Origin of the sequence: Pelomonas sp. SE-A7, assembly GCF_030345705.1 — a bacterium.
Lineage (GTDB): Bacteria > Pseudomonadota > Gammaproteobacteria > Burkholderiales > Burkholderiaceae_C > JAUASW01.
Genome location: NZ_JAUASW010000001.1, coordinates 2426338 through 2449418, shown reverse-complemented (window position 1 = coordinate 2449418; position 23081 = coordinate 2426338). Strand labels below are relative to the sequence as shown.

Sequence of the window (23081 nt, the reverse complement as noted above, 5' to 3'; positions counted from 1 at the left end):
CCGCGGCCGGCGCGGTGGAGGACGGGATGACCCGCTGTCTGGTGGTCGACGACGACGCCGAGATCCGCAACTCGCTGCAGCAGTATCTGCAGGGCTTTGCCATGCAGGTGAGCACGGCGGCCGATGGCCGCGAGATGCGCCGCCTGCTGCTGGCCGAGGCGGTGGACGTGGTGGTGCTGGACCTGATGCTGCCCGACGAGAACGGCCTGGACCTGTGCCGCTGGCTGCAGCAGACCCATCCCGAGCTGTCCATCGTGATGCTGACCGCCCAGGGCGACCCGATCAGCCGCGTGCTGGGCCTGGAGATGGGCGCCGACGACTACCTGGCCAAGCCCTTCGAGCCGCGCGAGCTGGTGGCCCGCATCCATGCGGTGCGCCGCCGCACCGGCAAGGCCGACAAGCTGCTTGAGGGCGAGCGGTCGCTGCAGTTCCATGGCTGGCGCTTCGACCGCCTGCTGCGCCAGCTGGTCTCGCCCGAGGGTGTGGTGGTGGCGCTCTCCAGCGCCGAGTACCGCCTGCTCAGCGCCTTCGTCGAACGGCCCGGCCGCGTGCTGAGCCGCGAGCAGCTGATAGAGATGAGCCGCGCGCCGGGCGTCGAGGTCAACGACCGCAGCATCGACCTGGCGGTCTCGCGGCTGCGCCAGAAGCTGGGCGACTCGCCCAGGGAGCCGAGGTTGATACGCACGATGCGCGGCGAAGGCTATCTGTTCGATGCGCCGGTGGGATTTGCGCCTTGATGAAGCTCAGCTGGTTCACCGACACGCTGGCCAAGCGGCTGTTCCTGCTGATGTGGGGCGCCCTGGTGGTCAGCCATGTGCTGGCCTGGGCGGCCGTGCACCTGGTCTACCTGGAGGGCCGTGGCCGGCCTGTGATGCTGCCGACCTTTCCTTCGCTGCCGCCCACGCCCGGCCTGCCGGATGCGCGCCGTCAGGGCGGGGAGGGGGAGCGGCCCCTGCCACCACCGCCTCAGTCGAGGCAACGGCCGCCGCGCGGCGAGCCCGGCCCGCCCGACGAAGGCCCCGACCTGCGGCCCGAGATGGCCGGTGATGGTCCGGTGCCCCTGCGCCCTCGCGGCGGTGGCGGAGGCCTGCCCACCGAGGTGCTCGTGCTGGACTACGGCATCCGCCTGCTGGTGATTGCGCTGGCCGCCTGGTGGGGATCGCGCTGGCTGGCTGCGCCCATGAAGAAGCTGGTCCAGGCCTCGGACGACCTGGCGACGAGCATCCGCAGCGGCCCGCAGGCCGGCACGCCGCCGCCCCCGCTCGACGAGCAGCAGGGCACGCGCGAGGTGCGCGAGGCGGCCCAGGTTTTCAATGGCATGGCCCGTCAGCTGCGCCAGCAATTCACGCAGCGGGCCCTGATGGTCAGCGCCATCTCGCATGACCTGCGCACGCCGCTGACCCGGCTGCGCATGCGGCTGGAAACCCTGGGCCTCACGGGTGATCCGCTTGAGAAGTCGGTGACCGACATCCGCGAGATCAATGCCTTGATCGACACCGTGCTCGAAGTATTCCGCGGCGACAGCGGCGCTGCCGAACCGGCCCAGGCCTGCGATGTGGCCGCGCTGTTGCAATCGCTGTGCGACGACCTGGCGGAGCAGGGCTTGAAGGTGACTTGCGAGGCCGGTGGCGAAGCGCTGATCCGCTCCGTCCAGCCTCAGGCCTTGCGTCGCGTGCTGGGCAACCTGATAGGCAATGCGCTGCGCTACGCGGGCAGTGCCGAGGTCGGCTTGCAGCGCGAGCCGCGCGGTCTTGGCTTCGTCATCACGGTGGAAGACCGCGGGCCGGGTATTCCGGCCGACAAGCTGGAGTCGGTGTTCGAGCCCTTCTACCGCGTGGAGGCTTCACGCAACCGGCATACCGGTGGCATGGGGCTGGGGCTCTACATCGCCCGGGACCTGACGCAGCGCATGGGCGGCACGCTGGTGCTGCGGCCTCGCGAGGGTGGGGGGCTGAGGGCGGAGCTGAGCTTGCGTTAGGTCAGAGGCCGATCAATCACTGGAGCACGGTGTTAGCCGAGACCTGAACGCGTGGTCAGACAAGCGAGACGCGGTGCCTACCGCTCTTGGAATTGACCAGCGCGACCGCGCCCGAGGAAATGCAATTTCGATGCGAATGCCTTTGAGCAGCGCGCGAAACATCGCAAACATTGACGATGACCTTTCCATGGTCCCCAATTAGGCTGTTCATCACTAGCCGGATACATCATGGGATTCTCTGCATATCAGTGGGCTGCTGTTGGCGCCATGTTGGTAGCAATTTGGTTGCTTGATCGTTGGATCCTAAGTCAACCATTGGACAAGGGGCGCTGGGGGTGGCTGTTTAGGAGGTTGATTGCCGATACTAGATCCAGATGGATGTTTCGTCTGGTCGTTGGCATTTGTTTGATCGCGGCCATTGTTTGGAGGTTGCATGCTTAGACATGTTTTCACCATCTTCTTGCTCTTCGTGGCGTCGACCGCATCGTCGATTGACACGGCACGGTCAGTGAATGGTTCCGAATCTTCAAAGGCTTCAAAAAGGTTGACTGATTGCAGCCCAATTTCAATCCTGAAAACCAGTGGGAATAGGGTTTTTTCAGTGCGCCGCAGTGACGGGAGAGTTCTTGAATTCTCCTATGACGCTCAAGGGCGTCTTTCCACAATGCAGGTGGATACTCGCAGAAAGGTATTCTTTTATCAAGCAACAATGTTGGCACCCTATATGATTCGATTTGAATCGAGGCAAGTGGGTATTGCGGACGTTGTTCAGGATACAACCTCAGCTCGCGCATTGAAAGCCGTCGAAATTATCAATAGAACTCAGGGTCGCGATTTGTATAGGTTCATGAAGGCAATGGTAAGGGCGAAAGTTGTCGACTCGAAGATTGCCAAGACCGGATCCGGCGGAAGCTCCGCTGCATACTCTTTGGGGCTCGAGGAAGGTCCGGACCCTACCGATCCAATCTATTCGCATGAGTATGACTATTGGGTGGATGACCTGCTTGCTTATTATGTGCCGCAAGAAGATATTCCATCATTGCTGGTTTGTCAAACTCCTATTTCGTGTGCAATATGTCTGGGCGCCTGCCGATACATTACCAATCAAGCTCGGGCCGAGTGTGATGCGCTGTGGGGCGATGATAAGACGCGATGCCTAATTAACTCTGGGCGCGATGAATTGATTTGCGGCTTGGCATGTCTATAGTGGATTTTGGCGCTGCTGGCCAAATGGTCTCAAGGCGCGACGAGGTGCCCGGGAGTTCAAACAAGGGCGTTGCGTTGGTGCGTCGAGGTCTGAACGGTGTGCTGCGCTTGCCCTGAAGGCTAGGTCGGTATTGCGAGACTTTGATGGGCACAGCCCTCACTGCGCCCGCGCAGAAGGTCGACGAACCCACGGTGTCGGCGATCGGGCGGCAGGCGACGGCCCGCAGTCCGGCGGCACGGCACCGCATCAGCTCGACGAAAGGCAGGGCACGCGCGAGGTGCGCGAGGCGGCCCAGGTTTTCAATGGCATGGCCCGTCAGCTGCGCCAGCAATTCACGCAGCGGGCCCTGATGGTCAGCGCCATCTCGCATGACCTGCGCACGCCGCTGACCCGGCTGCGCATGCGGCTGGAAACCCTGGGCCTCACGGGTGATCCGCTGGAGAAGTCGGTGACCGACATCCGCGAGATCAATGCCTTGATCGACACCGTGCTCGAAGTATTCCGCGGCGACAGCGGTGCCGCCGAGCCGGCCCAGGCCTGCGATGTGGCCGCGCTGCTGCAGTCGCTGTGCGACGACCTGGCGGAGCAGGGCCTGAAGGTGACTTGCGCGGCCGGTGGCGAAGCGCTGATCCGCTCCATCCGGCCTCAGGCCTTGCGTCGCGTGCTGGGCAACCTGATAGGCAATGCGCTGCGCTGCGCTATGCGGGCAGTGCCGAGGTGGGCTTGCAGCGCGAGCCGCGTGGCCTCGGCTTCATCATCACCATCGAAGACCGCGGGCCGGGCATTCCGGTCGACAAGCTGGAGTCGGTGTTCGAGCCCTTCTACCGCGTGGAGGCTTCACGCAACCGGCATACCGGCGGCATGGGCCTGGGGCTCTACATCGCCAGGGACCTGACGCAGCGCATGGGCGGCACGCTGGTGCTGCGGCCTCGCGAGGGCGGGGGACTGAGGGCGGAGCTGCGACTGTCCTGAGGCCTGTGTCCAGCCTAGCGGGACCCCGTCAGCGGCGCAGCGTGTCGCCGATGGAATGCAAAAGGCCGACAACCCTAGGGCGTCGGCCTCGAAGGGCGCCCCGCATTGGCGGAGGCGCGCTCAGGTCTTGATCAACAAGAGCTCAGCGACGGCGGCGTGCCACCAGGCCTGCCAGGCCCAGGCCGACCAGCGCCAGGCTGGCCGGCTCCGGCACATGGTTCTCGCCGCTGCCGGTGTCGAACGCGATCTCATTGAGGTTGATGTAGGTGTCTTGGTGCGCAGAATCGAAGACGACGCGCACATAGCGGCCGGTTGCATCCGTCAGGTCGAACACCTGATGCGGCGTGCCGATGTCGTAGGACAGCAAGTTGTTGTCGTTGTTGCCGTACATGGCGTTGAACGCACCCAGCGAGCTGCTGACGGCGAAATCGGCGGTGTCGGAGATCAGCAGGTGGAAGGCATCGACGCCCTGGTAGTCGTGGTCGTTCCACATCGCCAGCCGTGCGAGGGTGTAGGAAGCACCCAAGTCGATGTCGACGACGGCACCGGCAAAGGCAAAGTAGCCTGCCGGGAACAGCGGCCACGTCGACGAGCCCAGTGCGGTCGGCGACGAAGCCAGGTAGGTGTCGAAGTCGGTCACGCCGTTGACGTAGTTGCTGGACAGGCCGGACTGGTCCACCAGCAGGCTGGCGACCAGACCGCAGCAGGCCGACGCCGACGACGCGATCACGGTTCCAGATCGAATGGCGCCAGCCGACGCTCCAGCCGTCAGGCCAGCCAATGCAAGCGCCGCGATTGCGGCGCGAAGGGCTTTGATGTTCATGGACGATCTCCAGGTCGTTACACGCAATCCCTTGCCGTTGAGCAAGGGGCTCAGGTTCCGAGCCAGGGTCGAAGCAAATGTGGTGCCAACAAGAAAAATCCATTGCTTTCAAGGACTTGAAGACCGGACGGCAAGGCGGTGCTGCCGGCATGTAAAGCACCTCGACAAGAGCCGGCGGCGGGGCCGAACGCATCTGTCCGGCAGGTGGCTCGGGCTCGGGGCTCGCTGAGGACGCCGCTCAGCCTGTTTCGGCGGCCTGTTGGGCGATTGCCGTCGGGTTCCGTTACAGATGCGCACGAAACCTCAGCTATGTCCTTGATTCCATTGGGTGGCACGGTGATTGCTGACGATTCGGGTTTTTCGCCCTGAGGTGCTCATGAGATTGATTCGAGGCTTGATTGCAAGCGTTTTGATGGCCGGTGCTTCGTTGGCCGCCGTGGCAGGACCCGTGACCGCCAAGGTGGTCTTCGATCTGAACAGCCAGATCAGCGGCACCACCTGGAAACAACCCGCGAACTTCACCGACCTGGTGTCGGCCGTGACCGTCAACGACCTGGATCTGGTGACGATCTCGATCTCCTTCCTGCCCGGCCAAGCGCTGCGCTGGAACGGCCAGGGCAGCATCGAGGCATGGCTGGGCGTGGACACCGTCTCGTCGTTCGGCACCTCGCAAGGTTCGCTGACCTTCACCGGCCTGCAGAGCGGTCCGGCCTGGTCGGCCGCCATCGCAGACAGCAGCAGCTGCTGCGCGCATCTCGGCATCACCCAGCGACTTTTCGGCGACGGTGTCACGCGCGAGTTCACCGGTCTCGACATCGGCTTCAAGGCAGATTTCTACGACAACAAGAGCCACACGTTCTCCCAGATCGGCTGGACGGCGCTCTTCCAGGGCAACGGCTTGGAAGTTCGTCAGGTGGCAGTCGTTGACCAGTCGGTGCCGGAACCGGGCATGCTGGCGCTGGTCGGCCTTGGCCTGGCTGGGCTGGCCGTCGCGCGACGTCGCCAGTCCTGAGCGATTCGGCGCACCGGGCCTGCGGCTCGGTGCGGCCTGCGCCGTCAAGCCCTTGGCCCGGGCGTCCAGGCGCCGCGCCTAGAACAGGTCGCCGGTCACCGGCCCAGGCTCGTCCGGCAGCGGTGGGTCCTTGGGCCTGGCCCGGCTCCTGCGGGCCTTGATCGCGCGGGCCGCCGGGTCGGTGGCGGCATCGCGCCAGGCGTCCTCGAACAGGTCCGGCTCGTTCTGCCAGGACTTGGGCTCGGCCAGCGGCTTCCAGGCCAGGGGATCGGGCTGCGATTCCAGCAGCTCGGCCGGATAGGGCCGGATCAGGCGCTCCGCCAGCTCGTTCGTGCCGAACAGCCAGTCGTCGTAATCGGACCGGAACAGGATCACCGGCATGCGTTTCTCGTCGGCGGGAGGATGCAGCTTGCCGAAGATGCCGTGGCCGTCGGCATTCACGGTCAACATGGTGAATGACAGCACCTCGGTGCCCTGCGGGTCGAACCACAGTCCCCACAGGCCAGCCACGCCCAGAGGTTCACCGGTGCGATGCCGGATCAGCCAGCGCACCGGCTCGCCGGTCTCGTAGCTGAACTCGTACAGCCATTCGACCGGCACGATGCAGCGGTGTCCGTAGGCCCAGGCCTTGCGAAACGCCGGCTTGGTCCGCATGGTCTCGGTGCGGCAGTTGTAGGTGTGCCGGCCGAAGGCCAGGTCCTGTGCCCATTCGGGCAAGAGACCGTAGCGGCCCAGAAAGCAGGCCCGCTCCTTGAGGTCGGCCTTGTGGTCGGGCCGCATCAGGAAAGGGGCGCCGACGCCGGGCGACACCATCTCGGGCGGATCGACCTCGTCCGGACGCACCACGCCGAAGTTGGCCAGCAGGCGATCCTGCAGGGTCACGGGCTTGTAGTTGGAACACATGCGGACGGGGGCTGGCGCGTAGGCGAGCCGCTATCCTAGCCCGCGCCTGCGGCGGGCTGGAGGCCCGCACTCACTGGATCGCCGCGATGCTCACGGTCCGGACGACGCCAGCGCAAAGCGCCGACGTGCCCACCGTGCCGGCGATCGGGCGGCAATCGGCAGCCGACAGGCCCAGCAGGTGCGGCCCGGCGGTCAAGGCGCGAGCCGGGATGGCATAAGTCGGCCCGAGCACGTCGTCCACTTCAGACTCCCACGACATCCAGGTCAGGCGGCCGGAAGTGACGTCGCCGATCCACAGGCTGTAGGCGAACTCGCTGGTGGACGTGGACGACGCGGCCCGGGTCGGAGCGGACCAGGCGACGGTCAACGCTTGTCCGGCCGGCACGGCGTGGGTCGCCGCAGGTGAGGTGACCACAGGCAGCGAGGCCAGCTGGCGGGTGGTGGCGGTGAAGACCTGGCTGCCGACGCGGACCGAAAGCGAGACCATCGCGCCCAGGTCGGCCGAGAGCGCGCCTCGATACACCTGCGTCTCGCTGTCAAAGACCAGGCGCCTCCCGTCGACGACCACCTCGGCGTCCATGACCGCCCCGCCGCGCATCGAGTCCCCCACATAGACCGAGGCCATGGCGTTGAGTCCGGCCGGCGGACCCGAGAAGAAGCTGTCGGTCGCCGGGTAGCCGTCGGCATACAGATAGACATTGGCCACGATCGAGGTGCCCGCCACGGCTGCCGGTGCTGGCTGGCCCGGCTGGGGTGACGTGACTGCCGGCGGGGCCATGGCGCCCGGGGCGGCCGCAAGCGCACCGCTGGCGGCGCCGCTACCGCCACCGCCGCAGGCGCACAACAGCGCAGCAGCGCAGCACAGGATCGTGGTCAGTCTGGGATTCGGGCATTGCATGGCGCGGCTCCCCGGGGTTGCCGTTCCAGTTTGGTTCCGGGGTGCGTGACCTTCAAGGCAATTCGACGGATGAGCGGGGATGTGATGTCGGTGATTTGGAGGACGGGGGCGTGCGGCTCACTGGCCCAGCTTGGCAATCTCGTAGAGATAGTCGACGTAGAGCATGGTCGCCTCGTCGAGGCCGGCGACCTTGGGATGGGTCGACTTGATGAGGAACCACTCATCAGGGGCATGCGCCCCGTTGCCGCGGCCGATTCCGAACTGGCCGGTCGGCAGGTTGAGTGGTGCGCCGTTGAACACGACGCCGGGCCAGCTCCCGGCATTGCGGGGGCTCAGCGTGTACTTGATCCCGGCCCGGTCGAAGACGCGCTTCTGTGCCTGGATGAAGGCACTGTTCTCATTGGTCTGGTTGGGGCCGTAGCCGCCGCTCACCACCACCTTCACATCGTCGAAGCCGCGCTTGGCCAGATGGGCCTTGAGCTTGGTGACCGCCTCGTCCTTGCTCATGTTCGGCACCAGGCGGAACTCGAGCTTGGCCTCGGCACGGCCGGGCAGGACGGTCTTGCCGCCCACCCCGGCATAGCCGCTCACCAGCCCCTGGATGTTGACGGTCGGTTGAGAAAGGAAGCGATACGAGCTTGCCAGGTAGTCCTCGTCGCCTATCCATCGGCCCACGCCCAGGGCCTTCTTCACCTCCGCTTCGTTGGTCGCGGCGACGCGCTGCGCGATCAGCTCTTTCTGCCGCGCGCTGAGCGGCTGGACGTTCTCGAACCAGCCGTCGATCGCCGGCGTGTGGCCGTCGGCCGCGACCAGCGTGTCGAGTGCCTTCACCAGGCGCCAGGCCGGGCTCTCGATCCGCGCATGATTGCTGGAGTGGATGTCGGACTTCGGATATTTGTCGCTCGTCTCGCTGCCAACGATCAACTGGAACTCGACCGCGCCCTTGGCGCCCAGCGAGATGGCGCCATGGCCCCGCGCGTCCTGGCTGGACGTCGGAATGAACACGCCGACCGTCTTCTTGAGCGCGGCGGCCACCTCCGGGTCGGCGACGATCGTCGGGAAGTTCGGCGAAGCGATTTCCTCTTCGCCTTCCGCCACCAGCACCAGGTTGACCGGCAGCTTGCGTCCGCTCGCCTTGAACGCATGCAGCGCGGCCAGGAAGGCCATTTCCGGCCCCTTCTGGTTGATGGCGCCACGCCCCATCATGGCCGTGCCTTCCCCCGGCCTTTCGACGAGCCGGCCCTCAAGCGGCGGCGAGCTCCATTCGGCGGGGTCGTACTGCTTGACGTCGTACATGAAATAAAGGCCCAGCGTCACCGGGGCACCGGCATCGAGCGTCGCGAACACGCCCGAGACGCCGCCTGAGGGGACGATCCTCGCCTGCTGGAACCCGGCATCGAGCGCCAGTCGGCGCATGTATTGCGCACCCTCGGCAATGTTCTTGCCCTCGGCGGCAATGGTCGGCAGCGCGATCCAGTCCTGCAGTGCCTTGACTGTGAGGTCGTGCCTCGCGGCCACCGCCTTTTCGAGTTGCTGGCGGTCCAAGGTCTGGGCATGCAGTGCTTGCGAAACAAGCAGCGCGGTCAGCCCGGCCGACAGCGTAAGGTGCAGACTCTTCATCGATTCCCCTTGTTGCGAGCAACGCCGAGCGACAGGAGCGGGCCAGGTCAAAGCGAGGTGACCCCTTGTCCGAGGCCGGCGCAAGCTCGGCGCGGCATCATAGGTTGCCGCCCCCCGCTTGTGTTCGCCGATCCGAGCCCGCTCACACCAGGCCCACCAGCCTCGCCACCATCTCGCTCGCCGAGCTGGCGCCCACCTTGCGGATGATGCGCGCGCGATGGCCTTCGACGGTGCGCGGGCTGATGCCCAGCACGCGGGCGATCTGCTTGCTGCTGGCGCCGGCGGCGAGCTGGCGGACGATCTCGCGTTCGCGCACGGTGAGGTCGGTGGTGACGGCGCGCCGGCTGGAGATGTCCTCGAACATCCACACGGCGCAGGCGAACGGCGTGTCGCGCTGCAGCGACTGGCCCGAGGCATGGACCCAGAACAGCCGGCCGCTGCGGTGCTTCATGATGCGCTCGTCGCTGTAACGGCCGGTCTGCTGCATCACGGCCAGGCCCTGGGCACCGATCTGCTCGAACTCGTCGGGCGAGGGGTAGAGCAGGGCCAGCGACTGTCCGGCCAGCGCTTCGCTGGTGTAGCCGAACATGTCGCCGAAGGCCCGGTTGCAGCGGCGGATGCGCCGGTCCAGCGACACGCACAGGCCCACCGGCGCATGGTCGAAGGCGAGGGCGAGCGTGCCCACGTCGACGTCGGCCCCGGCCTGGACGTCGGCAGTGGCATCGACGTCGGCAGCGGCATCGGCAGATCGGCGGGCGGGTTCCGGGCGGGGCGGCATCGGGAAGGGTCCTGACGTAGTTGTACGTGTTTCGTGCAGCGGGGCGATTCCCCACAATGCCGCCGGCATCAGCAGGATCCGTGCCGGAAGGAATCGCATCATGTCAGTTTGCATCGTCGGCTGGTCGCACAGCCCGTTCGGCCGTCTCGACGCGCTCGACCTCGAAGCCCTGATCGCCACGGTGGCCCAGGGCGCATTGACCGATGCCGGCCTGGCCGGGGCCCGGGTCGACGGGGTCTGGCTGGGTCAGCTCAATGGCGGTTTCGTGCCCGAGATCTTTGCCTCGTCGCTGGTGATGCAGGCCGATCCGGGCCTGCGCTGGGCGCCGGCCACGCGGGTCGAGAATGCCTGTGCGTCCGGTGCCGCGGCGCTCTACGCGGCGGCCGATGCCATCGAGGCCGGCCGGGCGCGCATCGCCCTGGTGGTGGGCGCCGAGAAGATGACCGCCGTCAGCGGCGTCGAGACCACGCGCATCCTCGGCAATGCCTCGTACGTGCGTGAGGAGGCGGCCGCCGGGCTGACGTTCCCGGGCATCTTCGCGCAGATGGCGCAGGCCTATTTCGAGCGCCATGGCGACCACGCCGCCACGCTGGCGCGCATCGCCGCCAAGAACCATGCCAACGGCGTGCGCAATCCGTTTGCCCAGATGCGCAAGGACCTGGGCTTCGAGTTCTGCAACACGGTGTCCGAGAAGAATCCGCTGATCGCTGCACCCCTGCGCAAGACCGACTGCTCGCTGGTCTCCGACGGCGCCGCCGCCCTGGTGCTGTGCCACGAATCGCTGGCCGCCGACTTCCGCCGGGCCGTGCGCTTGCGCAGCCGCGCCCAGGTCAACGACTACCTGCCGATGTCGCGCCGCGACGCGGTGAGCTTCGAGGGGCCGCGCCGTGCCTGGGCCCAGGCCCTGGCCGCCGCTGGCTGCAGCGTGAATGACCTGAGCTTCGCCGAGGTGCACGACTGTTTCACCATCGCCGAGCTGCTGAGCTACGAGGCCATGGGCCTGGCGCCGGCCGGGCAGGGCGCGCGGCTGCTGGACGAGGGCACCGTGTTGCGCGCGGGCCGGCTGCCGGTCAACGTGAGCGGCGGACTCAAGGCCAAGGGGCATCCGATCGGCGCCACTGGCGTGTCCATGCATGTGCTCTCGGCGATGCAGCTGTGCGGCGAGGCGGGCGAGATGCAGTTGCCCGGCGACCCGACACTGGCCGGGGTGTTCAACATGGGTGGCTCGGCCGTGGCGAGCTACGTCAGCGTGCTGGAGCGGGCCCGCTGATGAACCTCGCCTCCCTGCTCGAGCGCGCGGCGCGCCAGCATCCCGGGCGGCCGGCCCTGCTGCTGGGCTCCGAACTTCTCTACAGCTATGCCGAGCTGGCTGACCGTGTGGCGCGCCTGGCGCGTGCCTTGCGCGAGTTCTACGGCCTCGCGCCGGGCGACCGCGTCGTGCTCTTCATGAGCAACGAGCCGGCCTACCTGGAGTTGCTCTACGCCTGCTGGTGGGCGGGCCTGGCCGTGGTGCCGGTCAATGCCAAGCTGCATCCGCAGGAGCTGGCCTACATCGTCGAGGACAGCGGCGCCCGCCTGGCCTGCGTGAGCTCTGCCTTCCGTGACGCGGTGCGCCGCGAGCTGCCGGAGTTGCGCCTGCTGGTGCCTAACAGCACCTGCTACGCGGAGGCACTGCTGCAGCAGCCCTTGCCCATGGAATCCGTGGAGGCCGGGGATCTGGCCTGGCTGTTCTACACCTCGGGCACCACCGGTAGACCGAAGGGCGTGATCGAGACGCACGCCATGCTGCTGGCGATGACCGCCTGCTACTTCTCGGACGTGGACCCCAGCCTCGGCATTGACGACGCCATCGTCTACGCGGCGCCGATGTCGCATGGCGCCGGGCTCTACAACTTTGCCTTCGTGGCCCGGGCGGCGCGCCATGTGGTGCCGGTGTCGGAAGGATTCGAGCCGGCCGAGTTGGCCGGGCTCGCGGAGTCGGTCGGTCGGCTCTGCCTGTTCGCCGCGCCGACCATGGTGCGGCGCCTGGTCGACGAGCTGGAGCGTCTGGGCCGTGGCGGTGAGGGCTTCAAGACCCTGGTCTACGGTGGCGGTCCGATGTATGTGGAAGACATCCAGCGCGCGCTGCGTGTGATGGGGCCGCGCTTCGTGCAGATCTACGGCCAGGGCGAATCGCCGATGACCATCACCGCCTTGGCTCGCGAGGACCTGGCCGACGTGCTGCATCCCGACTGGCTCTCGCGCATCGCCTCGGTGGGCCGGGCCCAGCTGCTGGTCGAGGTGCGGGTGGCCGACGAGCAGGGTCAGGCCTTGCCCGACGGCGCGGTGGGCGAGGTGCTGGTGCGCGGCGCCACCGTGATGCCGGGCTACTGGAACAAGCCCGAGGCCAGCAGCGCCGCGCTGCGCGACGGCTGGCTCTGGACCGGCGACCTGGGCGTCCTGGACGCGCATGGCTACCTGACGCTGAAGGACCGCAGCAAGGACCTGATCATCAGCGGCGGCTCCAACATCTACCCGCGCGAGGTCGAGGAGGTGCTGCTCGCCGCGCCCGGTGTGCGCGAGGTGGCCGTCGTCGGCCAGAGCGACCGCGAATGGGGCGAGGTCGTCGTGGCCTTCGTGGTGGCCGATGCGGGCGTCGACGCCGCTGCGCTGGATGCCCTGTGCCTGGAACGCATCGCCCGCTTCAAGCGACCCAAGCGCTACGAGTTCGTCGCGGCGCTGCCCAAGAACCACTACGGCAAGGTGCTCAAGACCGCCTTGCGAGAGCCACTCAACCCCAAGGAGACATGAGATGACGTTGAAGGGAAGAACCGCCCTGGTGACCGGGTCGACGCAGGGCATAGGCCGCGCCATCGCCGAGCAGCTGGCGGCCGCCGGGGCCGACGTGGTGCTGCATGGCATCGAGCCGGTCGAGCAGGGACTGCGCATCGCCGACGAACTGGCCGCTGCGTCGGGCGTGCGCTGCGCCTACGTGTCGGCCAACCTGGCGGACGCACAGGCCGCCGCCGGCCTGGTGGCCGCCGCCACGGCGGCCCTGGCCGCGCCCGACATCCTCGTGAACAACGCCGGCATCCAGCACACCTGCGGCATCGCCGACTTCCCGGCCGAGCGCTGGGACGCGATCATCGCCATCAACCTCTCGTCGGCCTTCCACACCATGAAGGCCGCCGTGCCGGGCATGCGCTCGCGCGGTTGGGGCCGCATCGTCAACATCGCCTCGGTCCACGGCCTGGTGGCCTCGGTCAACAAGAGCGCCTATCTGGCGGCCAAGCATGGTCTGGTCGGCATGTCCAAGGGCGTGGCCCTGGAGACGGCCGCGGAGGGCCTGACCGTGAACTGCATCTGCCCGGGCTGGACCGATACGCCGCTGATCGGCCCGCAGATCGAGGCCCGTGCGGCCGCCTTCGGCGGCGACCGCCAGGCCGGCATCCGCGAGCTGCTGCGCGAGAAGCAGCCCAACCTGACCCTGCTGCCGCCCTCGCGCATCGGCGACGTGGCGGTGTTCCTCTGCAGCGAGGCGGCCGCCGGCATCACCGGCGTGGCCCTGCCCGTGGATGGAGGCTGGACAGCCCAGTGACAGGGGCTGTCTGAATCCCAGTCACTGCCTGAAATCCAGGCAGTGCAAGGCGTCTGGAATCCGGCCTGTCCGAGCTTGGCAGGGCCGGGTCCAGCCCCCTGGCGTGGGCGCGCGCCTGGGGAGACCGGCGCGCTCCTAGTGGTTTGCACCAGGGCGGCGCGTCCGGGCACAGGTCTTGCGCAGACAGCCGTCATGGCGCCCCAGACGCCAGGCGTTTTTTCAGATCAACAACGGAGACAGAACCCATGAGCATTCGTCCGTCCTCGACGTCCATTTCCCTTTTCCGCCGCTCCCCGCTCGGCCTGGCCGCAGCACTGGCCCTGACCGGTGCCGCGTTTGCGCAGCAGGCGCCGGCCGCCAAGGCCGACGACAAGGCCAAGGCCGACGTCAACACGCTGGAGACGGTGACCGTCACGGCCCGCCGCCGCGAGGAGACGCTGAAGGACGTGCCGGTGGCCGTCACCGCGCTGTCGGCCGAGGCGCTGGAGACCAAGGACATCAAGAACCTGGGCGACCTGCAGAGCCAGGTGCCCAACCTGAGCATCTACGCCGCCCGCGGCAGCAACACCACGATCACCACCTACATCCGCGGCGTCGGACAGTCCGATCCGCTGTGGGGTGTGGACCCGGGCGTGGGCATCTATTTCGACGACGTGTTCATTGCCCGTCCGCAGGGCGCGCTGCTGGACGTGTATGACGTGCAGCGCATCGAAGTGCTGCGCGGCCCGCAGGGCACGCTGTACGGCAAGAACACCATCGGCGGCGCGATCAAGTACGTGTCCAAGCCGCTGCAGGACTCGAATGGCGGCTCGATCGGCGTCACCGTCGGCAACTATGGCCAGCTCAACCTCAAGGGCGCGCTCAACCTGAGCAGCGACGACGGCCAGCTGCGCGGCCGCGTGGCCCTGGCCAGCCTGCAGCGCGACGGCTACGGCAAGAACCTGGCCGATGGCAGCGACGTGTCCAACCAGGACACCCAGGCCGGCCGCGTCAGCCTGGGCTTCTTCCCCAAGGGCCTGCCCATGAGCGTGCAGATCAGCGCCGACGAGACCCGCGACAAGTCGAACATGCGCGGCTTCCAGCGCCTGATCGCCAACCCCAACGATCCGGCCAAGACGCCGCCCTACGAGAGCCGCTACGACATCAACAGCGGCATGGCCAACCAGAACCACACGACGGCCAAGGGCAACTCGATCACCGCGACCTGGAACCTGAACGAGTCCTGGACCGCCAAGTTCATCAGCGCCCAGCGCCAGTCCGAGACCGAGACCGGCATCGACTTCGACGGCCTGCCCAACAAGATCGCCGACGTGCGCGCCGCCTATTCCGACAAGTCGCGCAGCAACGAAGTGCAGCTGACCTACGACGGCAACAACAACAACGGCGTGTTCGGCCTCTACACCTTCGACGGCAATGCCGGCGGCCGGGTGCGCAACAACTTCTTCAACCTGCTGTTCGGCGACACCAACGGTCGCGTCTACACCAAGAGCGAAGCCGCCTATGCCGACTGGAGCTTCAAGATCTCGCCGCGCCTGGGCGCCAGCGCCGGCGTCCGCTACACGCAGGAAAGCAAGCACGCCATCGTGCTGAACCGCAGCTACAGCAACGACCAGTTCACCACGATCACCGCCACCAGCGCCGACTTCGACAAGACCCGCAAGGTCTCGAACACCGCGCCCAAGATCGGCGTGGACTACAAGCTGAGCGACTCCACCAACCTGTATGCCACGGCCTCGCGCGGCTTCAAGTCGGGCGGCTACAACGTGCGTGCCAACACGGCGGCCGTGCCCGATTCGGCCAAGCCCTTCGCCGACGAAATCCTCGACTCGCTGGAGCTGGGTTCCAAGATGAGCCTGGACGGCGGCCGCTTCGAGATGAACACGGCCCTGTTCAGCAACAACTACAAGAACGTGCAGCTGTCGGTGTTCACCTCCTACACGCTCGCCAACGGCACGCAGGGCTTCTTCGGTGACTTCACCAACGCCGGCAAGGCCACGGTGCGCGGCATCGAGATCGAGTTCGCCTGGCGTCCCGATTCGATCTGGACCGTCAGCGGCAACGTGGCCGGCGTCGATGCCAAGTACAAGGAGTACATGGACCGCGGTGTCAACGTGGCCGCCAACAAGTGGTTCAGCAACACGCCCAGCTTCAGTGGCGCGCTCAACATCGAGGCCAAGTCGGCCGCACCCTTCGGCGGCGTGCTCCGCACCCGTCTGGGCATGAGCTACCGCAGCAAGGTCTACCCGACCACCGACCTGAGCGAAGCCATCGCCCAGGACGGCTACGCGCTGTTGAACGCCGGCGTGGTGTGGGAGCGCGACAAGCACTGGAGCTTCTCGCTGCAGGGCAACAACCTGACCAACCAGGTCTACCGCACCGATGGCTACAACATCGCCTCGCTGGGTGTGCTGAGCGGCTTCTACGGCGCACCGCGTACCGTCTCGGCCAGCGCCACCTACAAGTTCTGATGGTCGTCGCATGCCCTATTTCGATCGCTACTTCCTGAGCGACGACGGGCTGCGGCTGTATGCGCGTGACTACCCAGGGCCGGCGCCGGACGCGCCTGTCGTCCTGTGCTTGCCCGGGCTCACGCGCAACAGCAAGGACTTCGCGGCGCTGGCCGGGCAGCTGAACACGCGCTACCGCGTGATCTGCCCCGACCTGCGCGGCCGCGGCCATTCGGCCCGCGACAGCGATCCCGCGCGCTACCGTCCTGACCGCTACTGCGCCGACATGCTCACGCTGCTGGGTGTGCTGGGCATTCCTCGGGTCAGCATAGTCGGCACCTCGCTGGGCGGACTGATGGCCGTGATGATGGCGGCCATGGCGCCGATCCTGGTTCACGCCATCGTGCTGAACGATGTGGGACCGGAGCTGGATCCGCGTGGCATCGCGCGCATCGCCGGCTACGTGGGCAAACAGCACGAGCCTTGCAGCCTGGAGCAGGCCGTCGAGCGCATTGCCGCGATCAATGGCGAGGCGTTTCCGGACTTCGGCCGCGAGGACTGGCTGGCCATGGTGATGAACACCTGCATCATGGACGTGGACCAGGTGCTGCTGGACTACGACCCCGAGATCTCGCAGGGCGTGGCCAATGGCAGCGCGGCGCCCAATCTATGGCCGCTGTTCCAGATGCTGGGCACGCATCCGGTGCTGGCCATTCGCGGGGCGCTGTCCGACATCCTGGCGGCCGCTACCCTGCAGGCCATGACCGAACGCCTGCCGTCGCTGGAGGCCCTGGAGATTCCGGGCCGCGGCCATGCGCCCACGCTGGACGAGCCGGCCGCGCGAGCCGCTATCGTCGATTTCCTGGCGCGACACAACAACCCCTGACGGCGAACAAGGGATTGCGGATCAACAACTGTATGGATGTACAGTTGGCGACAGCCCTTCAGGGGCTCCGCCGGTCGGTTCTGTACGGCTGTTGATGCCGATCAGGGTTTGTCATCAGGCGGGGTCCTGGGGCGGGGGCATGATGGCTCTCCGCCCCTTTTTCATTTCATTGAACCGCACGCCGCCGGAGCCTCGCCGCCATGAGCACCACGCAGTCCCCCGAACCCATCCTCAGCCCCCTGCCACCCCAGCGCGCCGATGCGGCCAGCCTGCCGGCGCAGGAGATCAGCGCCGAGGTGCTGATCGAGAAATACGCCAAGGGCGAGGAGCTGGACATCGAGACGCTGCGGCTGCGCGTGGCGCGAGCCCTGGCCCAGGCCGAGCTGCCCGAGCAGCGGGCGCAGTGGGAAGCCAGGTTCGTCGAGGCGCAGCGCCGCGGCTTCGTGCCGGCGGGCCGCATCATGTCGGCCGCCGGCACCGAGCTGGCCGCCACCCTGATCAACTGCTTCGTGCAGCCGGTGGGCGACTCCATCGCGGCGCTGGAAGACGGCCATCCCGGCATCTACACGGCGTTGACCGAAGCGGCCGAGACCATGCGGCGCGGCGGCGGCGTGGGCTACGACTTCTCGCGCATCCGCCCCAAGGGCGCCTGGGTCGGCGCCACGCGCTCCAGCGCCTCGGGCCCGGTCAGCTACATGCGCGTGTTCGACCGCAGCTGCGAGACGGTGGAAAGCGCAGGCGCCCGCCGCGGCGCCCAGATGGGCGTGCTGCGCTGCGACCATCCGGACATCGAGGAATTCATCCACGCCAAGGACCAGGGTGACCTGCGCAACTTCAACATCTCCATAGGCGTGACCGATGCCTTCATGAAGGCGGTGGAGGCGGGCAGTGAGGTCGAGCTGGTGCACCGCGCCGAACCCGGCCCCGGCCAGCGCGAAGAAGGCGCCTACCAGCGCAAGGACGGCCTCTGGGTTTACCGCCGCGTCGCCGCCCGCGACCTCTGGGACCAGGTCATGCGCTCCACCTACGACCATGCCGAACCCGGCGTGCTGTTCCTGGACCGCATCAACAGCGACAACAACCTGCATTACTGCGAGTCGATCACGGCCACCAACCCATGCGCCGAACAGCCGCTGCCGCCTTACGGCTGCTGCTGCCTCGGCTCGGTCGATCTGACGCAGTTCGTCGAGCATCCGTTCGAAGAGCAGGCGGTGTTCGACGAGGCCGCCTTCACCGAGGTCTGCCGCACGGCCACGCGCATGCTGGACAACGTGCTGGACGTGACGCCCTGGCCGCTGCCGGCGCAGGCGCAGGAGGCGCGCAACAAGCGCCGCGTGGGCCTCGGGTTCACCGGCCTGGGCGACACGCTGGTGATGCTGAACCTGCGCTACGACACCGAGGCCGCGCGCAACATGGCGCGGCGCATCAGCGAGGTGATGCGCAATGCCGCGTATGAAGCATCGAGCGACATGGCGGCCGAGCGCGGTGCCTTCCCGCTGTTCAACGCCGACCTGTATCTGTCGGGCGGCAGCTTTGCCTCGCGCCTGCCGCAATCGCTGAAGGACAAGATCCGCGCCCAGGGCCTGCGCAATTCGCACCTGCTGTCCATCGCGCCCACCGGCACCATCAGCCTCGCCTTTGCCGACAACGCGAGCAACGGCATAGAGCCGGCCTTCAGCTGGGCCTATACCCGCAAGAAGCGCATGCCCGACGGAAGCTTCAAGGAATACGCGGTGGAGGACCATGCCTGGCGGCTGTTCCGCCATCTCTACGGCACCGAGACGCCGCTCACGCCGGCCTTCGTCACCGCGCTGGAGCTGAGCGCGGCCGACCATGCCTCCATGGTCTCGGCCGTGGCGCCCTACATAGACACCTCGATCTCCAAGACGGTCAACGTGCCGGCCGACTATCCGTACGCCGACTTCCAGGACCTCTACACGCAGGCCTGGAAAGGCGGGCTCAAGGGCCTGGCCACCTACCGGCCCAACTCGGTGCTGGGCTCCATCCTGAGCGTCGAGCCTTCCTCGGCCGCGCCCGAGCCGCTGCGGCCGGTCACCGACGTGGACGGCAGCAACCAGCGGCTGCGCGTCGAGCGCCTGCCCAAGGCCGTGATGGCCTCGCTGCGCTGGCCCAGCCGGCCCGAGCTGCCCGGCGGCAACCCGGCCTGGAGCTACATGATCCGCCACCCGCATGGCGACTTCGCGCTCTTCGTCGGCGAGCTGCCGGCCGAGGGGCCGGACGCCGGCCTGTTCGGCAAGAACCTGCCGTTCGAAGTCTGGGTCAACGGTGCCGAGCAACCGCGCGGCCTGTCGGCCGTTGCCAAGACTTTGTCCATGGACCTGCGCACCAACGACGCGGCCTGGCTCAAGCTCAAGCTGGATGCGCTGACCACGGTGGCCGAGGAGCGTGCCTTCGAGATGCCCATGCCCCCGGGCGGCGAGCCGCGCCTGTTCCCCGGCGTGGTGGCGGCCACGGCGGCCGTGATCCGCTGGCGCTGCGAGCAACTTGGCGCGCTGCAGGAGGGCGGCCCCACGCCGGTGCTGGACGCGATGTTCAGCCGCGAGGAGCCGCGCACCGGCACCATGGGCACGCTGGCCTGGGCGGTGGACGTGGACAACCCGGCCACCGGCGAGCAGTTCACGCTGACCCTGAAGGAAGTGCTGCTGCCCAAACCCGAGGGTGGCCACAGCACGCGGCCCTGTGCCATGGGCTTCTCCGGCAACTATCCCAAGGCGCTGGACGGCATGGCCCGCTTGCTGAGCCTGGACATGCGGGTGATGGACCCGGCCTGGATAGGCATGAAGCTGCGCAAGCTGCTCAACGTGGGCGAGCCGCTGGGCCACTTCATGGCGCCGGTGCCCAACCTGGCGGGCGAGCGTCGCCAGCAGGTCTGGCCCAGCACCGTGGCCTATGTGGCGCGGCTGATCATCCACCGCTACGCCATGCTGGGCATCCTCGACGAGCAAGGCCTGCCCCTGGTCGAGATGGGCCTGCTGCAGGCGCCGGTGGGCTCCAGCAAGGCGGCGACCACCTCGGTCCAGGCCATGGCCGGCAAGCCCTGCCCGGAATGCGGCAACGCCACCATGATCCACAAGGACGGCTGCGATTTCTGCACCGCCTGCGGCTATGTGGGGCAGTGTGGGTGAGCCAGCCATGATCGTTGAAGCCCAGATCACCGTCAGCGCCAGCAAGGCAGCCACCTGGGCCAAGCTGGCCGACATCGAGCACTCGGCGAGTTTCATCAGCGGCATCGAGGCCATCGAGATCGTGCACAAGCCGGCCCAGGGCCTGGTGGGCCTGCGCTGGAAAGAGACGCGGATGCTGTTCGGCAAGCCGGAGTCGGTGGAGAAGTGGATCACCGAGGCGGCCGAGGGCGAGTTCTACAAGACCCGGGCCGAGCATCCGGGCTTTGTTTTTCTGTCCACGCTGCGCCTGGCCGAAGGTCCGGGTGGCGTCACGCTGACCAGCGCCCACGAGACCCTGCCGCAGGACTGGGTGGCCAAGCTCAAGTCCATTCCCATGGTCCTGTTCTTCAAGGGCGTGATCCGCAAGGCCTTGATGGCGGACCTGAACGACCTGAAGGCGGCGGCCGAAGGCCGTTGAGCAGCCCTGCCGTGCGCTCCCTATACTCGCGCGCTTTCGCTGGCGGCCGGAACCCGGCCCGCCTTCCGCCTAGCCTCGGCACAGTCCGCCCGCCCATGTACACCTCCACCTTCACCTTCGCCAAGAAGCAGTACGACGACGCCTTCTACGCCCTGGACGAGGCGATTGCGCGGGCGGCCCGCTCGGTGCCGGGCTATCTGGGCGAGGAGACTTGGGAGAACGCCGAGACCGGCCTGATCTCCAACGTCTACTACTGGGAATCTATGGAGGCTCTGCAGGCGCTGATGAAGCATCCGGACCATGTCGAGGCCAAGCAGCAGCAGGCGCGCTGGCTGGCCGGCTACCAGGTGGTGGTGGCCCAGGTGCTGGCGAACTACGGCGATGGCGGCATCGTTCATCCGCTGGCGGGCCGCCGCGTGGCTGCGGGTTCGACCGTCGTCGCTACTGGCTGCCCTCAGCGGCCCGCTGCTGCGCAATCCACTGAGGGCCTGCCCGCAGCTTGAGGGCCAGCGGCGAGGCCGGATCGACGACCCGCCAGAACGGCGTGACCCGGTCTATGGGCGTGCCGGCTTCCAGCTGGTCCCAGGCATGCTCGGCCACGATGCGCAAGAAGATCGAGGTGCTCATCGGACAGGTGCCGTCGGCCCCATGCTTGCGGGCCAGGCGGGCGCGCACTTCCGGCAGGTCCAGGGTCATGCCGGGCCGCAGCGCGCGGCGCAGATAGGCCTGCAGCTCGCGCGGGCTGGACACCAGCATCCGCCCGCCGGCCGGGATGCCGGCGAAGGCACGGTCCAGCTGCTCCACATGGGGTTCGCCGGTCTCCAGCTTTTCGGCCCAGGTCTTGCTGCGTTTGGCCATGCCCGACTCCCTGCGTGAAGCTAGCCGCCACCATAGCAGGCCGACGTAGCCCGGGTTTTCACCGGGGCTGGTTTGTCTATCCGTACGGCCTCCGATCGTCGAGAGTAGAGGCAACCGGGATGGCCCCGGCTGCTCCTGCCAGGAGATCACCATGACGAGCAAGAAGACCCTGAATTTCGAAACCACCGTGGCCGCCCCCTGTGCCCGGGTCTGGTCCTGCATGCTGGGGCCGGAGGGCTACCGCGCCTGGACGGCGGTGTTCAGCGAAGGCTCGACCTATGTGGGCTCCTGGGAGCAGGGCACGAAGATGCGCTTCGTCGGCCCTTCGGGCGATGGCATGAGCGCCGAGATCGCCGAGAACCGGCGGCATGAGTTCATCTCGATCCGGCATCTGGGCATGATCGAGAACGGCGTCGAGGACCTCACCAGCGACAAGGTGCGCGCCTGGGCGCCGGCCTACGAAAACTACCGCTTCGAGGCCGTGCCCGGCGGCTGCCGCCTGGTCGTCAGCCTGGACACGGCCCAGGACTGGGAGCAGTACATGCTCGACACCTATCCCAAGGCGCTGGCGGTGCTGAAGCAGCTGTGCGAGCAGCCCGGCACATGACGGCGGCCGCCTCATCAAAACCGCGCCTGCTCTCGGGCGGCAATCCGCAGATCGCCAAGGCCGATGGCGATGCCCCGGTGCAGGCCTACATCGCCGCCATGCCCGGCTGGAAGAGAGAGCTCGGCCGCCGGCTCGACGCGCTGATCAGCGCGGCTGGCGTGACCGGCCTGTGCAAGGCGGTCAAGTGGAACTCGCCGTTCTATGGTGTCGAGGGCCAGGGCTGGTTCCTCAGCTTCCACTGCTACGACAAGTACCTCAAGATCGCCTTCTTCCGCGGCGCCGCGCTGCAGCCGCTGCCGCCGGGCGAGTCCAAGCAGGCAGAGGTGCGCTACCTGGACCTGCGCGAGCACGATGTCCTGGACGAAGCTTGCTTCACCCACTGGGTGCAGCAGGCGAGCCGACTGCCGGGCTGGGGGCGCAACTGAACGATCAGAATCACCCGCTTGACTCACTGTTGAGAGCAACGCCATGAAGACCCCGACACCGGCAGCCGCCGCCGACTCCGCCTCCGCCCAGATCGACGCCAAGATCGCCGCCCTGGCCGACTGGCGCGGCGCCATGCTGGCCAAGGTGCGCGCGCTGATGCACGCGGCCTTGCCCGAGGTGGTGGAAGAAGTGAAGTGGATGGGCACGCCCTGCTGGTCCTGCCAGGGCCTGATCACTACCTGCGAAACCTACAAGCAGGTGGTCAAGCTGACCTTCGCCAATGGCGCCTCGCTGTCCGATCCGGCCAAGCTCTTCAACTCCAGCCTGGACGGCAATGTGCGCCGCGCCATCGACATCCGCGAGGGCGAGAAGCTGGACGAGAAGGCGCTCAAGGCCTTGTTTCAGCAGGCCGCGGCCTTCAATGCGGCGAAGAAGAGCCAGAAGAAAAGCCCGGCCATGAAGCCGGCCGCGGCCAAGGAGTGAGCG

The 23081-nt window shown here is 67.3% G+C and carries 21 protein-coding genes and 2 pseudogenes; 17 read left to right on the top strand and 6 right to left on the bottom strand.

Annotated features, from left to right (window positions below; genetic code table 11):
• Window positions 1-26: 26 nt before the first annotated feature.
• The 5 genes and pseudogenes from QT382_RS11125 (at window position 27) to QT382_RS21070 (ending at window position 4157) form a co-directional block, all read left to right on the top strand.
• Window positions 27-737, top strand: coding sequence for a response regulator (locus QT382_RS11125; RefSeq protein ID WP_289254103.1), 711 nt, complete (start codon window positions 27-29; stop codon window positions 735-737).
• Window positions 737-1978, top strand: coding sequence for a sensor histidine kinase (locus tag QT382_RS11120; RefSeq protein WP_289254102.1), 1242 nt, complete (start codon window positions 737-739; stop codon window positions 1976-1978). The genes QT382_RS11125 and QT382_RS11120 overlap by 1 nt, the downstream gene beginning before the upstream one ends.
• Window positions 1979-2411: 433 nt before the next feature.
• A complete protein-coding gene (locus tag QT382_RS11115; RefSeq protein ID WP_289254101.1) occupies window positions 2412-3185 on the top strand; it encodes a hypothetical protein in 774 nt (257 codons plus the stop codon).
• Window positions 3186-3492: 307 nt separating this feature from the next.
• A pseudogene (locus QT382_RS21075) lies at window positions 3493-3690 on the top strand (histidine kinase dimerization/phospho-acceptor domain-containing protein); the annotation flags it as partial.
• A gap of 62 nt (window positions 3691-3752) precedes the next feature.
• Window positions 3753-4157: an ATP-binding protein gene (locus QT382_RS21070; protein ID WP_353957275.1), complete on the top strand. Its 405-nt coding sequence runs from the start codon at window positions 3753-3755 to the stop codon at window positions 4155-4157.
• Between the two features lie 142 nt (window positions 4158-4299).
• Here QT382_RS21070 and QT382_RS11105 read toward each other — a convergent pair whose 3' ends face one another.
• A complete protein-coding gene (locus QT382_RS11105) occupies window positions 4300-5025 on the bottom strand; it encodes a PEP-CTERM sorting domain-containing protein (RefSeq protein WP_289254099.1) in 726 nt (241 codons plus the stop codon).
• Window positions 5026-5428: 403 nt separating this feature from the next.
• On the opposite strand from QT382_RS11105, the gene QT382_RS11100 reads away from it, so the two are divergent.
• Entirely contained in the window at window positions 5429-5992 is a 564-nt protein-coding gene (locus QT382_RS11100; protein ID WP_289254098.1) for a PEP-CTERM sorting domain-containing protein, read from the top strand.
• A 78-nt stretch (window positions 5993-6070) separates the two neighbouring features.
• On the opposite strand, the gene QT382_RS11095 is transcribed toward QT382_RS11100, so the two are convergent.
• The 4 genes from QT382_RS11095 to QT382_RS11080 all read right to left on the bottom strand — a co-directional run bounded on the left by QT382_RS11095 (window position 6071) and on the right by QT382_RS11080 (window position 10191).
• Window positions 6071-6895 (bottom strand): SOS response-associated peptidase, encoded by an 825-nt coding sequence (locus tag QT382_RS11095; protein ID WP_289254097.1) that lies wholly within the window; start codon window positions 6893-6895, stop codon window positions 6071-6073.
• Between the two features lie 70 nt (window positions 6896-6965).
• Window positions 6966-7793 carry a hypothetical protein gene (locus QT382_RS11090; RefSeq protein WP_289254096.1) on the bottom strand — a complete coding sequence of 276 codons (828 nt, stop codon included), beginning with the start codon at window positions 7791-7793 and terminating at the stop codon, window positions 6966-6968.
• Between the two features lie 117 nt (window positions 7794-7910).
• Window positions 7911-9413, bottom strand: coding sequence for a M20/M25/M40 family metallo-hydrolase (locus tag QT382_RS11085; RefSeq protein ID WP_289254095.1), 1503 nt, complete (start codon window positions 9411-9413; stop codon window positions 7911-7913).
• Window positions 9414-9555: 142 nt separating this feature from the next.
• The gene (locus tag QT382_RS11080; protein ID WP_289254094.1) at window positions 9556-10191 is read right to left on the bottom strand and encodes a LuxR C-terminal-related transcriptional regulator; all 636 of its coding nucleotides are present in this window, start codon (window positions 10189-10191) and stop codon (window positions 9556-9558) included.
• A 100-nt stretch (window positions 10192-10291) separates the two neighbouring features.
• Here QT382_RS11080 and QT382_RS11075 point away from each other — a divergent pair, with 100 nt between their 5' ends.
• The 8 genes and pseudogenes from QT382_RS11075 to QT382_RS11040 all read left to right on the top strand — a co-directional run.
• Window positions 10292-11461, top strand: a complete 1170-nt coding sequence (locus QT382_RS11075; RefSeq protein WP_289254093.1) for an acetyl-CoA acetyltransferase — start codon at window positions 10292-10294, stop codon at window positions 11459-11461.
• On the top strand, window positions 11461-12981 hold the full coding sequence (locus tag QT382_RS11070; protein WP_289254092.1) for a class I adenylate-forming enzyme family protein: 1521 nt from the start codon (window positions 11461-11463) through the stop codon (window positions 12979-12981). The genes QT382_RS11075 and QT382_RS11070 overlap by 1 nt, the downstream gene beginning before the upstream one ends.
• A gap of 1 nt (window position 12982) precedes the next feature.
• Entirely contained in the window at window positions 12983-13768 is a 786-nt protein-coding gene (locus QT382_RS11065; protein WP_289254091.1) for a 3-hydroxybutyrate dehydrogenase, read from the top strand.
• A gap of 245 nt (window positions 13769-14013) precedes the next feature.
• Entirely contained in the window at window positions 14014-16236 is a 2223-nt protein-coding gene (locus QT382_RS11060) for a TonB-dependent receptor (protein WP_289254090.1), read from the top strand.
• 10 nt (window positions 16237-16246) lie between these two features.
• Window positions 16247-17101 carry an alpha/beta fold hydrolase gene (locus tag QT382_RS11055; RefSeq protein WP_289254089.1) on the top strand — a complete coding sequence of 285 codons (855 nt, stop codon included), beginning with the start codon at window positions 16247-16249 and terminating at the stop codon, window positions 17099-17101.
• A 200-nt stretch (window positions 17102-17301) separates the two neighbouring features.
• Window positions 17302-20247 (top strand): adenosylcobalamin-dependent ribonucleoside-diphosphate reductase, encoded by a 2946-nt coding sequence (locus tag QT382_RS11050; RefSeq protein WP_289254088.1) that lies wholly within the window; start codon window positions 17302-17304, stop codon window positions 20245-20247.
• A gap of 7 nt (window positions 20248-20254) precedes the next feature.
• Window positions 20255-20704: an SRPBCC family protein gene (locus QT382_RS11045; protein ID WP_289254087.1), complete on the top strand. Its 450-nt coding sequence runs from the start codon at window positions 20255-20257 to the stop codon at window positions 20702-20704.
• Between the two features lie 95 nt (window positions 20705-20799).
• A pseudogene (locus tag QT382_RS11040) lies at window positions 20800-21111 on the top strand (antibiotic biosynthesis monooxygenase family protein); the annotation flags it as partial.
• A gap of 34 nt (window positions 21112-21145) precedes the next feature.
• On the opposite strand, the gene QT382_RS11035 reads toward QT382_RS11040, so the two are convergent.
• Window positions 21146-21562 (bottom strand): hypothetical protein, encoded by a 417-nt coding sequence (locus tag QT382_RS11035; RefSeq protein WP_289254086.1) that lies wholly within the window; start codon window positions 21560-21562, stop codon window positions 21146-21148.
• A gap of 151 nt (window positions 21563-21713) precedes the next feature.
• Here QT382_RS11035 and QT382_RS11030 point away from each other — a divergent pair, with 151 nt between their 5' ends.
• From QT382_RS11030 to QT382_RS11020, 3 genes are read left to right on the top strand one after another with little or no spacing between them, the layout of a single operon-like run.
• Window positions 21714-22169, top strand: a complete 456-nt coding sequence (locus QT382_RS11030; protein ID WP_289254085.1) for an SRPBCC family protein — start codon at window positions 21714-21716, stop codon at window positions 22167-22169.
• Window positions 22166-22594: a DUF1801 domain-containing protein gene (locus QT382_RS11025; protein WP_289254084.1), complete on the top strand. Its 429-nt coding sequence runs from the start codon at window positions 22166-22168 to the stop codon at window positions 22592-22594. Before QT382_RS11030 ends, QT382_RS11025 begins: the two co-directional genes overlap by 4 nt.
• Before the next feature lie 43 nt (window positions 22595-22637).
• A complete protein-coding gene (locus tag QT382_RS11020) occupies window positions 22638-23078 on the top strand; it encodes a DUF1801 domain-containing protein (RefSeq protein ID WP_289254083.1) in 441 nt (146 codons plus the stop codon).
• Window positions 23079-23081 lie beyond the last annotated feature (3 nt).

Coding starts and splice junctions, on each gene's coding strand:
- QT382_RS11065 (WP_289254091.1), top strand. CDS start 12,983: ATGACGTTGAAGGGAAGAACCGCCCTGGTGACCGGGTCGACGCAGGGC.
- QT382_RS11035 (WP_289254086.1), bottom strand. CDS start 21,562: ATGGCCAAACGCAGCAAGACCTGGGCCGAAAAGCTGGAGACCGGCGAA.
- QT382_RS11045 (WP_289254087.1), top strand. CDS start 20,255: ATGATCGTTGAAGCCCAGATCACCGTCAGCGCCAGCAAGGCAGCCACC.
- QT382_RS11080 (WP_289254094.1), bottom strand. CDS start 10,191: ATGCCGCCCCGCCCGGAACCCGCCCGCCGATCTGCCGATGCCGCTGCC.
- QT382_RS11030 (WP_289254085.1), top strand. CDS start 21,714: ATGACGAGCAAGAAGACCCTGAATTTCGAAACCACCGTGGCCGCCCCC.
- QT382_RS11120 (WP_289254102.1), top strand. CDS start 737: ATGAAGCTCAGCTGGTTCACCGACACGCTGGCCAAGCGGCTGTTCCTG.
- QT382_RS11075 (WP_289254093.1), top strand. CDS start 10,292: ATGTCAGTTTGCATCGTCGGCTGGTCGCACAGCCCGTTCGGCCGTCTC.
- QT382_RS11050 (WP_289254088.1), top strand. CDS start 17,302: ATGAGCACCACGCAGTCCCCCGAACCCATCCTCAGCCCCCTGCCACCC.
- QT382_RS11025 (WP_289254084.1), top strand. CDS start 22,166: ATGACGGCGGCCGCCTCATCAAAACCGCGCCTGCTCTCGGGCGGCAAT.
- QT382_RS11070 (WP_289254092.1), top strand. CDS start 11,461: ATGAACCTCGCCTCCCTGCTCGAGCGCGCGGCGCGCCAGCATCCCGGG.
- QT382_RS11060 (WP_289254090.1), top strand. CDS start 14,014: ATGAGCATTCGTCCGTCCTCGACGTCCATTTCCCTTTTCCGCCGCTCC.
- QT382_RS11115 (WP_289254101.1), top strand. CDS start 2,412: ATGCTTAGACATGTTTTCACCATCTTCTTGCTCTTCGTGGCGTCGACC.
- QT382_RS11090 (WP_289254096.1), bottom strand. CDS start 7,793: ATGCAATGCCCGAATCCCAGACTGACCACGATCCTGTGCTGCGCTGCT.
- QT382_RS11085 (WP_289254095.1), bottom strand. CDS start 9,413: ATGAAGAGTCTGCACCTTACGCTGTCGGCCGGGCTGACCGCGCTGCTT.
- QT382_RS11095 (WP_289254097.1), bottom strand. CDS start 6,895: ATGTGTTCCAACTACAAGCCCGTGACCCTGCAGGATCGCCTGCTGGCC.
- QT382_RS11020 (WP_289254083.1), top strand. CDS start 22,638: ATGAAGACCCCGACACCGGCAGCCGCCGCCGACTCCGCCTCCGCCCAG.
- QT382_RS11055 (WP_289254089.1), top strand. CDS start 16,247: ATGCCCTATTTCGATCGCTACTTCCTGAGCGACGACGGGCTGCGGCTG.
- QT382_RS11125 (WP_289254103.1), top strand. CDS start 27: ATGACCCGCTGTCTGGTGGTCGACGACGACGCCGAGATCCGCAACTCG.